10 protein-coding genes and 1 pseudogene are annotated in these 12,419 nt (G+C 63.3%); 5 read left to right on the forward strand and 6 right to left on the reverse strand.

The features are described from left to right. Window positions 1-29 precede the first annotated feature (29 nt). Entirely contained in the window at window positions 30-1,958 is a 1,929-nt protein-coding gene (locus APH42_RS20110; RefSeq protein WP_012271339.1) for an ATP-binding cassette domain-containing protein, read from the reverse strand. 221 nt (window positions 1,959-2,179) lie between these two features. On the opposite strand from APH42_RS20110, the gene APH42_RS20115 reads away from it, so the two are divergent. Beyond that, window positions 2,180-4,105 (forward strand): transglycosylase SLT domain-containing protein, encoded by a 1,926-nt coding sequence (locus APH42_RS20115; protein WP_012271338.1) that lies wholly within the window; start codon window positions 2,180-2,182, stop codon window positions 4,103-4,105. Window positions 4,106-4,186: 81 nt separating this feature from the next. On the opposite strand, the gene APH42_RS20120 is transcribed toward APH42_RS20115, so the two are convergent. Both APH42_RS20120 and APH42_RS20125 read right to left on the reverse strand, forming a co-directional pair. Continuing rightward, on the reverse strand, window positions 4,187-4,990 hold the full coding sequence (locus tag APH42_RS20120) for an MOSC domain-containing protein (RefSeq protein WP_060494076.1): 804 nt from the start codon (window positions 4,988-4,990) through the stop codon (window positions 4,187-4,189). 55 nt (window positions 4,991-5,045) lie between these two features. Further along, on the reverse strand, window positions 5,046-5,981 hold the full coding sequence (locus APH42_RS20125; protein WP_012271336.1) for a chemotaxis protein CheV: 936 nt from the start codon (window positions 5,979-5,981) through the stop codon (window positions 5,046-5,048). 350 nt (window positions 5,982-6,331) lie between these two features. Here APH42_RS20125 and APH42_RS20130 point away from each other — a divergent pair, with 350 nt between their 5' ends. The 3 genes from APH42_RS20130 (at window position 6,332) to APH42_RS20140 (ending at window position 8,752) form a co-directional block, all read left to right on the forward strand. Further along, entirely contained in the window at window positions 6,332-6,841 is a 510-nt protein-coding gene (locus APH42_RS20130) for a hypothetical protein (RefSeq protein ID WP_041166667.1), read from the forward strand. A 365-nt stretch (window positions 6,842-7,206) separates the two neighbouring features. Continuing rightward, window positions 7,207-8,103: a sensor histidine kinase gene (locus APH42_RS20135; protein ID WP_012271334.1), complete on the forward strand. Its 897-nt coding sequence runs from the start codon at window positions 7,207-7,209 to the stop codon at window positions 8,101-8,103. Continuing rightward, the gene (locus tag APH42_RS20140) at window positions 8,093-8,752 is read left to right on the forward strand and encodes a response regulator transcription factor (protein WP_012271333.1); all 660 of its coding nucleotides are present in this window, start codon (window positions 8,093-8,095) and stop codon (window positions 8,750-8,752) included. Before APH42_RS20135 ends, APH42_RS20140 begins: the two co-directional genes overlap by 11 nt. Here the strand turns inward: APH42_RS20140 and yegS are convergent. Continuing rightward, a complete protein-coding gene (yegS, locus tag APH42_RS20145) occupies window positions 8,736-9,623 on the reverse strand; it encodes a lipid kinase YegS (RefSeq protein WP_060494077.1) in 888 nt (295 codons plus the stop codon). The genes APH42_RS20140 and yegS overlap by 17 nt on opposite strands. 230 nt (window positions 9,624-9,853) lie before the next feature. Here yegS and APH42_RS20150 point away from each other — a divergent pair, with 230 nt between their 5' ends. Next, a complete protein-coding gene (locus APH42_RS20150; protein WP_012271331.1) occupies window positions 9,854-11,101 on the forward strand; it encodes a glycosyltransferase family 4 protein in 1,248 nt (415 codons plus the stop codon). Here the strand turns inward: APH42_RS20150 and glp are convergent. Further along, window positions 11,090-12,316 carry a gephyrin-like molybdotransferase Glp gene (glp, locus tag APH42_RS20155; RefSeq protein WP_060494078.1) on the reverse strand — a complete coding sequence of 409 codons (1,227 nt, stop codon included), beginning with the start codon at window positions 12,314-12,316 and terminating at the stop codon, window positions 11,090-11,092. The genes APH42_RS20150 and glp overlap by 12 nt on opposite strands. Further along, window positions 12,300-12,419 (reverse strand): annotated as a pseudogene (locus tag APH42_RS20160) (molybdenum cofactor biosynthesis protein); the annotation flags it as partial. The pseudogene APH42_RS20160 and the gene glp, both read right to left, overlap by 17 nt.

Below are 12,419 nucleotides of genomic sequence, written 5' to 3' on the forward strand. Positions count from 1 at the left end.
GCAAGGAGGCCAGATCTGGCTGACGCCGATCAGCCTTCCAGCTCAGCCCAGCGCTCTACCAACGCATCCAGCTCACCTTGCAGCTTCTCGATGTTGGCCAGCACTGCCGAGGTTTCCGCGATCGGCCGCTGGTAGAAGCCCGCCGCATTCACTTCTTCCTGAGCCTCAGCCATGCGCTGTTCAACTTCGTCGATCTGCCCTGGCAGCATCTCCAGCTCACGCTGCAGCTTGTAGCTGAGTTTCTTTTTCGAAGCCTCTTCCACCACTGGTGCCGCAACGGGCGCGGGCTTGGCCTCGACCTTCTCCACAACCGCGCTGTTGAGTGCGGACTTGCCACCTTTGCTCTCGGTCACGCCCAGCAGTTTCGGCGAGCCGCCCTGACGAATCCAGTCCTCGTAACCACCCACATACTCACGCACCTTGCCCTCGCCTTCGAACACCAGGGTGCTGGTGACGACGTTGTCGAGGAAGGCCCGGTCGTGGCTGACCATCAGCACGGTGCCCTTGTAGTTGGACAGCACCTCTTCGAGCAGCTCGAGGGTTTCCACATCCAGATCGTTGGTCGGTTCGTCGAGTACCAGCAGGTTGGCCGGCTTGCTGAACAGCTTGGCCAGCAGCAGCCGCGCACGCTCACCACCCGACAGCGCCTTGACCGGCGTGCGCGCACGCTGGGGGCTGAACAGGAAATCGCCAAGGTAGCTCAGCACGTGGCGGTTCTGACCATCGATCTCGATGAAATCGCGGCCTTCGGCCAGGTTGTCGATCACGGTCTTTTCCAGGTCGAGCTGGTGGCGCATCTGGTCGAAATAGGCCACCTCAAGCTTGGTACCGCGCTCCACTTTGCCCGCGGTGGGCTCAAGGTCGCCCAGCATCATCTTGAGCAACGTGGTCTTGCCGGTACCATTCGCGCCCAGTAGACCGATACGATCCTGGCGTTGCAGGACCATGGAGAAATCCTTGACCAGCAGGGGACCGTCCTTGTGATGGAAGCTGACATTTTCCAGCACCATCACCTGCTTGCCGGATTTGTCCGCTGCTTCGATCTGGATGTTGGCCTTGCCCTGGCGCTCACGGCGCTCGCCACGCTCCACACGCAACGCCTTCAGTGCACGCACGCGGCCTTCGTTACGGGTACGCCGGGCCTTGATACCCTGGCGAATCCACACTTCTTCCTGGGCCAGGCGCTTGTCGAACAGCGCGTTGGCGGTTTCTTCGGCGGCCAATGCGGCCTCCTTGTGCACCAGGAAGCTGGCGTAGTCGCCGTTCCAGTCGATCAGGCCGCCGCGATCCAGCTCAAGGATACGGGTGGCCAGGTTCTGCAGGAAGGAACGGTCGTGGGTAATGAACAGCACCGCGCCGTTGAAGCCGCGCAGGGCCTCTTCAAGCCAGGCGATGGCGCCGATATCCAGGTGGTTGGTTGGCTCATCGAGCAGCAGCAGGTCGGGCTCGGACACCAGAGCCTGAGCCAGCAGCACACGGCGGCGCCAGCCACCGGACAACTCGGCCAGGGTCTTGTCGGCCGGCAGCTGCAAGCGGCTCAGGGTGCTTTCCACCACCTGCTGCAGGCGCCAGCCGTCACGGGCTTCCAGCTCGTGCTGAACGTGCATGAGTTTTTCCAGGTCTTCGTCGCCCTGGATGTTCATGCTCAGGTGATGGAACTGCGCCAGCAACTCGCCCACACCGTCCAGGCCAGCGGCAACCACGTCGAACACCGTGCGCTCGTCGGCCACCGGCAGCTCCTGAGGCAGCTCGCCGATCTTCAGGCCAGGGGCACGCCAGATTTCACCGTCATCGCCCTTCTGCTCGCCCTTGACCAGGCGCAGCATGCTCGACTTGCCGGTGCCGTTGCGGCCGATGATGCACACCCGCTCGCCACGAGCGATCTGCCAGGACACTTTGTCCAGCAGCGGCATGGCGCCGAATGCGAGGGACACATCGCTGAATTTGAGCAGGGTCATGTTGGTCTCCATAAATCGGGCGCGCATTCTACCTGACTTGGGCCTCGACGGCACCCGCCAGCCCCACCGGCGAGCGACAGGTGACATCTGGTCGTACTTAATATCCCGATACAAGCACAGTGCTTTCACCCGCCGCCGGCAAACGGCTAAGCTAAGGCAATAGCTTTCAACAGTGCTGGCTCCGCCGTCACTTCCCCATGGTTCAACTGCCCGGACGTATCATGCGCAGCCGCCTGTTACATATTGCATCCTGCCTGCTGCTTACCGCCGCCACCTGCGCGGCGCAGGCCACCGACCTGACCCTGCAACGCCAGTATTATGACGAGGCCAAGCGTGCGCTGGCCAAAGGCGACAAAGGCCCATACCTGCGCTATGCCCAGGCCCTGAGCGACTACCCGCTGACGCCCTACCTGGCCTACGACGAGCTCACCGCCCGCCTGAAAAGCGCCAGCAACCAGGAGATCGAAGGTTTTCTCGCCAAGCATGGCGACCTGCCCCAGGCCAACTGGATGAAGCTGCGTTGGTTGCGCTGGCTGGCCGAGCGCGGCGAGTGGGACACCTTCGTCAAGTACTACGACCCCAAGCTCAACTTCACCGAACTGGACTGCCTCAACGGCCAGTACCAGCTCAGCCACGGCCTGCGCGCCGAAGGCTACGCCACCGCCGATAAGCTGTGGAACGTCGGCAAGTCGCAACCCGCTGCCTGCGACACACTGTTCGGCATGTGGGCAGCCGAAGGCCAGCTGACCGAGGCCAAGCGCTGGGAACGCACCAAACTGGCGGCCCAAGCACGCAACTATGGCCTGGCTAACAACCTGGTCAAAACCCTGACTACCCTCGGCCCGCAGGGGAGCCTGCTGGTCGACGTGGCGCAGAAGCCCGAGCTGCTCAACCAGCCGTCACGCTTCACCCCGGTCAACGAAGCGATGTCCGACGTGGTCAGCCTCGGCCTTCGTCGCCTGGCCCGGCAGGACCCGGAGCGAGCCATGGCGCTACTCGACGACTACGCCCAGCGCATGCACTTCTCCCGCGACGAAAAGGTGGCCATCGCCCGCGAAATCGGCCTGACCCTGGCGCGTCGTTACGACCCGCGCGCGCTCGACCTCATGACCCGCTACGACCCCGAGCTGCGCGACAACACCGTCAGCGAATGGCGCCTGCGCCTGCTGCTGCGCCTGGGCCGCTGGGAAGACGCCTACGAGTTGACCAAACGCCTGCCCCAGGACCTGGCCAGCAGCAGCCGCTGGAAGTACTGGCAGGCTCGCAGCCTGGAGCTGGCACAGCCAAACAACCCGCAGATTCCACTGCTGTACAAGACCGTGGCGCGTGAACGCGACTTCTATGGTTTCCTGGCCGCCGACCGGGCACAGACGCCTTACCAACTGAACAACAAGCCACTGCCGCTGAGCCCGCAACTGGTCAAAAAGGTGCGCAATACGCCCGGCATTCAACGCGCACTGGAATTCCACGCCCGTGGCCAGATCGTCGAAGGCCGCCGCGAGTGGTACCACGTCAGCCGTCACTTCACCCGCGACGAAATGGTTGCCCAGGCACGCCTGGGCTATGAGCTGCGCTGGTATTTCCCGGCTATCCGTACCATCAGTCAGGCGCAGTACTGGGACGACCTGGACATCCGCTTCCCGATGGCCCACCGCGACACCCTGGTACGCGAGGCCAAAGTTCGCGGCCTGCATTCGAGCTGGGTATTCGCCATCACCCGCCAGGAAAGCGCCTTCATGGAAGACGCACGCTCACCGGTGGGCGCCAGCGGCCTGATGCAACTGATGCCGGCCACCGCCAAAGAGACCGCGCGCAAGTTCAGCATCCCGCTGGCATCACCCGCGCAAGTGCTGAACCCAGACAAGAACATCCAGCTGGGTGCGGCCTACCTGAGCCAGGTACACAGCCAATTCAACGGCAATCGAGTGCTGGCTTCGGCGGCCTACAACGCCGGCCCCGGGCGCGTGCGTCAGTGGCTCAAAGGCGCCAAGCACCTGAGTTTCGATGTATGGGTGGAGTCGATCCCGTTCGACGAAACACGCCAGTATGTGCAGAACGTGCTGTCGTATTCGGTGATCTACGGGCAGAAGCTGAATTCGCCACAGCCGCTGGTGGATTGGCATGAGCGGTATTTCGACGACATGTAAGGGTTGCAGAGCCTGTACAGCCCTTGCAGGAGCGGCCTGGTGTCGCGCCTACTAGGGCCAGTGCTGGCGCTGGCAACACGGCTATTCCAGAACCTCTACCTGCATCCCTACCTCTAACCGCCCACTGCCATCCACCGCCAGGTTTTGCCCGAACAGCACATCCCCCTCCTTCTCGCGAAAGGTTTTGAGCGTCGCCATCGGCTCACGGTCGGCACTGCGCTCCCCGGTAGCCGGATCGATGGTGGTGAAAATGCACCGCACACTGGGCTTGAGCACGCGAAATTCCAGGCTGCCTATACGAATTCGCTTCCAACCATCCTCGGCAAACGGCGCTGCCCCCTGCACCACCAGGTTGGGGCGAAAGCGCAGCATCTCCATGGGCCGGCCGATGCGCCGGTTGAGCTCGTCCAGCGAGCCCTGACCAATCAACAGCAACGGGAAGCGATCCGGAAACGCCGCCCGATCACTGTTGAAGCCATAACCATTGGGCAGGTAACGCGCACGCGGCTCCGGGCAATGCACCAGGCGTACGGCTTTACCCAGCAACTCGCTCAGCCAGGCCGCCGCGGCATCGCCGGCGTCCGGCACACGCAGGGTATCGCGCCAGATGGTCACGCCGCGCAGGGCGTCATCCGCAGGCGGCACAGGCACCTGCAACAGATCCTGCCCAGGGGCCTGTAGCAGCAACTGACCGCTGTCGTCTTCGCGCGCGTCGATCTGGCCAAGTTGTGGCCAGGCACGCTGGGTCAGGAAGCGTCCGTTTTCCTCCTCGACCACCATCCAGCGGCGGTCGCCTTGCACGCCCAGCAACCCCACGGCTGCGGTCTGCAGGCTTTGCGCCCGCCCCGACTTCACCGGGTATCGATACAACTCACTTAGAAACATCCCTGCTGCCTCGCGTCATGCCAAAAGCCAAGCTTATACTTGGCCGGCTCAACGTTCACGCAGTGGCGCTATCCAGCAACAGGCGTTGCTTGACCACGTCGACCAAGCGATCAGGCTGGAACTTGGAAAGGAAGTTGTCGCAGCCCACCTTCTTCACCATGGATTCGTTGAAGCTGCCCGACAGCGAGGTATGCAGCACCACATAAAGGGGCCGCAGGCGCGCATCGCTGCGGATCTCGGTGGTTAGCCGGTAGCCATCCATTTCCGGCATTTCGGCATCGGTAAACACCATCAGCAGCTTCTCGCACACGTCCTCGCCAGCATCCGCCCAGCCCTTGAGCATGCGCAGCGCCTTCAGACCATCACTGGCCACGTGCAGCTTCATGCCCAACTGGGACAAGGTATCGCGCAACTGCGCCAGGGCCACACTGGAGTCATCCACCAGCAACACCTCGCGGCCACGGGCCCGGGCCAGCACCGGGTCGGCGAGTTTATCGCCAGAGACCCGAGCGTTGTATGGCACGATTTCAGCCAGCACCTTCTCCACGTCGATCACTTCGACCAGTTTTTCGTCGACCTTGGTGATGGCGGTCAGATAATGCTGGCGGCCGGCGCTAGTCGGCGGCGGCATGATCGACTCCCAGTTCATGTTGACGATGCGGTCGACACCGCCCACCAGGAAAGCCTGCACCGAGCGGTTGTATTCGGTGACGATGATCGTGCTGTCCGGCCCCGGTTGCAGCGGGCGCATGCCAATCGCCTGGGACAGGTCGATCACCGGCAGGGTTTGCCCGCGCAGGTTCACCACACCGCAGACGAAGGCATGGCGCTGGGGCATCAGTGTGAGCTTGGGCAGTTGCAGCACTTCCTGCACCTTGAACACGTTGATCGCGAACAACTGGCGACCGGCCAGGCGAAACATCAGAATTTCCAGGCGGTTCTCACCCACCAATTGCGTGCGTTGGTCTACCGTGTCGAGAATGCCAGCCATTGGAAAGCCCCCAGGCTCAAGTCGAAAAAAGTGAAATCATCTACCCTGTATCGGCGGCTCCACACACACCTTGACCCCTGCGGGAAAATGCTGCGAAGGCAATTGATATCACCATGCCATCATGCTTTACTGCGGGCATCCAGCGCAAATCAAGGCTTCGGCAAAAGTTCCCCACCCTAGCCTCGCATCAGGGAAACCCTTAGCAGCAATCGGGTGCAACCTGATGTTCGCGATATCCTTTAGCCATTAATGTGACGCCATTCTCATTGCATGAATGGAGTCAGGCTTTTGCTAGCTATCGTTTTGGCGTGCCCGCCCCCCGCGCCTCATCCACGCGCGGGGACCTGATGATGGACACTGCCTTATCGTTCGATGACGCCCTGCAGGGCTTCCTGCTGGATGCCCAAGTGCTGCTGACCCAGGCCCAGGAGTGCCTGCAGCATCTGGAGCTGATCGACAATGACCTGGACGCCTGTCGCTGCCTGGAAAACGCCCTCGACAGCCTCGCCCGACAGGCCACACGCCTGGGCCTGCGTGAAGTCGCCCACTACACCACTGCCCTGCAACAGTTGCTCGCCCCGGCCTGCCACGGTGCTTGCCTGCAACGTGCCGCCCTACCTGCGATAGGGGCCTGCCTGACCCTGCTGGCCTGGCAGCTGGAGCTGGTAGATACCCGGACCGGGCGGTTGAACCTGGACATCGGCGAGCAGCTGGTGCTACTGGGCGAGTTGGCCAAGGTCGTGCAACAGCCCTTTGCGCCAGCCTGCGCATTTTGCAATGAGCAAGGCAGCGAGTGCATTCACCCGCACAGCCACATGGCAGCCGGCACGCACCCCAGCCGCTCTACCTCCACGTATTGACTTTGCATGAAGTGCAACTAAGGCTGCTTGTTCAAGTACCACCATGGTCGAACTTGAAAAGTGCTTCAAGTTTTTCAGTGTCACGTTGAAACTTGACCGCGCTAGTTGCAGCACAAGTGCACAGTGAGTGACTAAAGGGTGGCACTTTGCTACCCGAAACTGCCCGACCAGCAGGCGTTTCAAAGCGTTACCCAGCCGCGACCGATGCAATGCGAAGTGGTAATATGCGCCCCCACAAACGCTTGCTACCGGAAGCAAGGTTGCAAGATCACGTGTTTAAAAAAATATCGAAAGTACTGCGCCAAAGCCTCTGACCAGCATTGTGCAAGGCCTCCATCAGCAAGACTTCAGTGGCTTCCCTATCTATGTTCCCACGCTTGAAGACTTCTCTGCGTTGCTGCCCCCGCGCTGCCCTGCTGCGTTGGACGACGGTCGGGCTGTGCGTGGCCTCGCTGCTTGCCAACCTGGCGCTGTACCTGACCCATCAGGCAATCCCGCCCAGCCTGCTGATGCTGCAGCTGGTCGCCACGCTGGGCGCCGCTGTGCAACTGGGCCTGGGCGCCAGGTCGATCAGCCTGCGTCCGGCCGAGCTGGCCGAGCGCATGCTCAAGGTGCAGGAAGATGAGCGTCAGCACCTGGGCCGGGAACTGCACGACGACATCGGCCAACTGCTCACCGCCGCCAAGCTGCAATTGCAGTGGTTGCAGCGGCGCATGCCCGACGAGTTGCAGAACCACTGCGACGCCCTGCGCAGCACGCTGGATGACACCTTGGGCAACGTCCGGGATGTATCTGCCCTGCTCAACCCGCGGCAGTTGGCCAGCCTGGGCCTGGAAGCCAGCCTGCGTGCGCACCTGGTACGTACCTTGGCCAGCAGCGGGGTGCACTGGAGCCTGGCGTGCAACCAGCGACTGGGCGGCATCGACGAGACGGTAGCCATGGCAGTGTTCCGTATCACCCAGGAGGCGGTGACCAACATGCTGCGTCACGCCCAGGCGCACAACCTGGTCATTCGCCTGCAGCGCACTCCAGAGGGGCTTACTTTGTCGATCCACGACGATGGCTGTGGTTTCGTACCCGCCCGCCACCCGGCCGAGGCCGGCCAGCGCGGCCTGGCCGGCATGCAGGAGCGGGTAACCGCGCTGCAGGGTAGGCTCGACATTACCAGCCAACTTGGCCTGGGCACGCAGATCGAGGCGATGTTCCCGTGGCCTCCGCGCACCCAGCAGCGCGCCAGGAGTACGCCCGCCCATGACCTGTAGGCTGCTGCTGGTAGACGACCACTCATTGATCCGCGCCGGGGTACGTGCGTTGGTCTGCGATATCCCCGGCTATGATGTGATCGGCGAAGCCGATGATGGCAGCCAGTTGCTCGAACAGGTTCGCACACTGGCCCCAGACATCGTCCTGCTGGACATCTCGATGCGTTCGACCAGCGGCCTGGACGCTCTCACCCAGCTGCGGGCCAGCGGCAGCACGTGCAAGGTGCTGATCCTGTCGATGCACACCGACCCGGACCTGATCATGCGGGCCCTGGAAAGCGGCGCCCACGGCTATCTGCTCAAGGACACCAGCGCCACCGAGCTGGAACAGGCCCTGAGCGCCGTGCGCAACGGCGAGCGTTACCTCAGCCCGGCCATTGCCCACACCGTCATCAACCAGGCGCTGCGCCACACCAAGCAAGGCAAGCAAAGCGCTGGCGAGCGGCACAACCTGACGGCACGGCAACTGGAGATTCTGCGCCTGATAGTGCGCGGCAAGTCCACCCGGGAAATTGCTACAGGCCTGGGCCTGTCGATCAAGACCATTGAAACCCACCGTTCGCAAATCATGAAGCGCCTGCAAATTCACGACGTAGCGGGCCTGGTGCTGTTCGCCGTGCGCGAGAAAATCATCAGCCTGGACGACTGAGCAATGGCGACCCGGCCGGCAGGTGCAGGCGCAACGCCGCAGGCCTGGCCTGAAAGCGCAGGTTGGCAGCCTGCAAGGGCTCGCCATCGAGGTTGATGTCCAGCCCTTGCGCGCTCTTGATCTCGACCCACGGCAACCTGGCCCGAATGAACAGGCCGTCACCGGCCAACAAGTCACGTAGCGCCCCTACCACTTCCTGTGGCGCAGGCAGGATGGCGATATCAAGCAGACCGTCGTTGATGATGGCCTCAGGGCATAGCACCTGCCCGCCCCCCGCCTGACGGCCATTGCCGATACCCAGCGCCAATAAGTCCCCTTGCCAGTGGAAGTCCGGGCCCTGCAACTCCACCGAAGCCGCCTGCAGCTCACTGAAGCGCGACAACCCGGTGAACAGGTAGGCGGCAGCGCCCAACACCTTCTTGAGGTCTTCCGAGGTATTGGCGGTGACCTGGCTGCCAAAGCCGCCAGTGGCCATGTTGAGGAACAGCTGGTCACCAGCCTGCCCCAGGTCTATGGGTTGTGGCGCGACATTCAACAAAGCCAGCGCCGAGGCTGGCACCTGGGGGATGCCAGCGGCCTTGGCAAAATCGTTGGCCGTACCCAATGGCAACAAGGCCAGGCTGGCGCTGGTGGCGGCCAACCCCATGGCCTCGGCCACATCGCGTAATGTGCCATCACCGCCACCGGCGACGATATGGCTGTAACCCGCAGCCAGTGCTTCAGCGACCAACCGCTGGGCGTCGCCCGCTTCCCAAGTGACTCGTACATCCAGCACCCAGCCACTATCGCGCAGCTCGCGCACGGCGCTGCGGACCTCTTCGTTCATCGCCTGCTTGCCGTGCAGCACCAGCATTGCCTTGCGCCCTTGCATGTGCGCGTCTCCGTAAAATGGGCCAACCCAGATCTCGACCACTGGCACGCCCGGATCGTTGCATACCCTGGCAAAGAATCGTGCAGGCCGGTCATTTTTCCCACGCCTGGGAATGCCCGGCTATGCTCAGCAGATACACCTTTTGCCATGGACGCGCCCGGCAGTGGCTCCCCCACTGCTGCCAATGGGCGCGTTTTGCTATCTGCAACCTTTCACGAGGATTCCGGGTAATGCGCATTCTCTGGACACTGCCTTACTTGCCCTGGCCGACCACCAGCGGCTGCAAGACCCGGCAATACCACTTGCTGCGCGCACTGGCTCAACGCGGCCACCGGATCACCCTGCTGGTGCAGTCGAAAATCCCCCTCAGCGATGGCGCTCGTGATGCCCTGGAACCACTGCTCGAACGCCTGATCGTTTTGCCCCGCCGCCCGCTGCACAGCCCGCTGAACCTGCTGGCTTCACCCATCATCGACTACCCCATGCGAGCCATCATCAATGGCCTTTCCTCTTGCCTGCGGCACCGCTTCGAGCAGTTGCTGGACGAGCCCTGGGACGTCATCCAGATCGAGCACAGCTACAGCTTCCAGCCGTTCGAAAAAGCCCTGCAGGCCCGAGGGCTGCCCTACATGCTCAGCGAGCACACCTTGGAGTCGGTTATGGGCGGCGCTTGCCACGACCGCCTGCCGCTGTGGCTACGCCCGCTCAACGCCTTCGACCGCTGGCGCTATCGGCGCTGGGAACATCGCGTACTGCGCCAGCCCACCGAGCTGGTGGCGGTCAGCACCCACGATGCCGAACTGATTGGCCAGATCAGCGGGCGCCCAGTGAACGTGGTGGTCAATGGTGTGGATTGTGATTTTTACCAGCAGGTACAACCTGCGCTGCACAGCCAACGCCTGTTGTTCGTCGGCAACTTCGAATATGGCGCCAACCTGGAGGCCATCGAATGGGCGCTGGAAGACATCATGCCGCAGGTATGGATGAGCAACCCAGCGGTGCGCCTGGCAATTGCCGGGCATGCAATGCCCGCCAACTGGAAATTGCACTGGAACGACCCGCGCATCGAGTGGTTGGGCTACCGACCCGACCTGCGTGAACTGCAGCGGCGCTCCGCGCTGTTTTTCGCGCCACTGCGCTATGCCGGTGGCTCGAAGGTGAAAATCCTCGAAGCGATGGCCGCCGGCCTGCCAGTAATCACCACCGGCAAGGGCGTTTCAGGCCTGAGCGCGAACAATGGCGAGCATTACCTGGGCAGCGACGACGGTGACCAACTGGCGCTGCTGATCACCCAGCTGCTCAACCAGCCCTGGCGCATGAGCCAGTTGAGCGCGGCCGGGCGCCAGTTCGCCCGCCAGCGCCACGACTGGAGCGTGGCCGCCCAGCAACTGGAGAATGTGCACATGCGCCTGACCCAGGTGGCCCCGGCCGAGGCCGCGCCGCTGGCCAATGCCTGGCTGGGTCGCTCAGCCAAGTAACTCGCTGAAGGGGATGAACGGCACGCTGTCACCGCGCTTTGGCGTGCTGCCCTCACGCACCTCTACCAAGCCCTCGGCCCAGGCCGCGCTACGCAGCACACCCGAGCTCTGGTTCTTGTAGATGCGCACCTGGCCCTGCTCGATGCGCGCACGCAGGTATTCGCGGCGCGTCCCAGGCTTGGGCCAGTCAAAGCCCGCTGGCATATCGAAGCGCAATGGCGTGACGTCGGCCACACCCTGGCGGCGCAGCAGGTAGGGCCGGGTCAGCAGGCCAAAGGTGACCAGCGTCGAGGCCGGGTTACCTGGCAGGCCGATCACCGGCACGCCCTGGAAGTGGCCAAACGTCAGCGGCTTGCCCGGCTTGATCGCCAGCTTCCACAGCGCCAGCTCGCCAGCTTCGCGCAGGGCAGCACCAAGGTAGTCGGCCTCGCCCACCGAGACACCGCCGGTGGACAGGATCAGGTCTACGCCCCCCAGCTCGGCCAGGCAGGTGCGGGTACGGGCCAGGTCATCTGGCAGGATGCCGGCGTCGACCACTTCGCAGCCCAGTCGCTGCAGCCAGCTGACCAGCAACCTGCGGTTGCTGTTGTAGATTTGCCCAGGCCCCAGCGGTAGGCCGGGCTCGACCAGTTCGTCGCCGGTAGACAGCACCGCCACTTTCACCTTGCGCACTAGATCCAGGCGGCCATACCCCAGGGTCGCCGCCAGGCCCAGCTCGATCGGCCCGAGGCGGGTACCGGCGCTCATTACCTGTTCGCCCTTGCGGGTTTCCTGGCCCTGAGGGCGTATGTTCTGTTCGGTTTGCAACGCTTCGAGAAAACGCACCCGGCCATCTTCGAGCACTTCGGTGTTTTCCTGCATCTCGACGCAGTCGGCCCCTTCCGGCACCGGTGCACCGGTGAAGATCCGCGCGCAGGTGCCCGGTTGCAGCGGCTGTGGCGCATGGCCGGCGAAAATACGCTGGCTGACCGGCAGCGGCTGGCCCTGCCAGTCGGCTTTACGCAAGGCATAACCGTCCATGGCGCTGTTCGGCCAGGGCGGCAGGTCGAGCGACGCCACCAGGTCGGTGGCCAACACACGGCCTTCGGCTTCGGCCAGCGGCAAGTTCTCGGTGTCGCGGATCGGTGCCGCCTCGGCCAATGCCAGCAGCTGCTCCAGGGCCTGTTCCACCGGCATCAGCGGCCGGGCCTGGCTGAGCTCAGCCACGGCTGTCACAGGCCGCTGCCTGCTTCAGATGCGCCACGAAGTTGCACGGGCGATGACGGGCATCGAGCTGCTCGGCAAGGATGCCATCCCAGCCGGTGCGCACCGCATTGGT

It is taken from the genome of Pseudomonas sp. NBRC 111140 (assembly GCF_001320885.1).
Lineage (GTDB): Bacteria > Pseudomonadota > Gammaproteobacteria > Pseudomonadales > Pseudomonadaceae > Aquipseudomonas > Aquipseudomonas putida_P.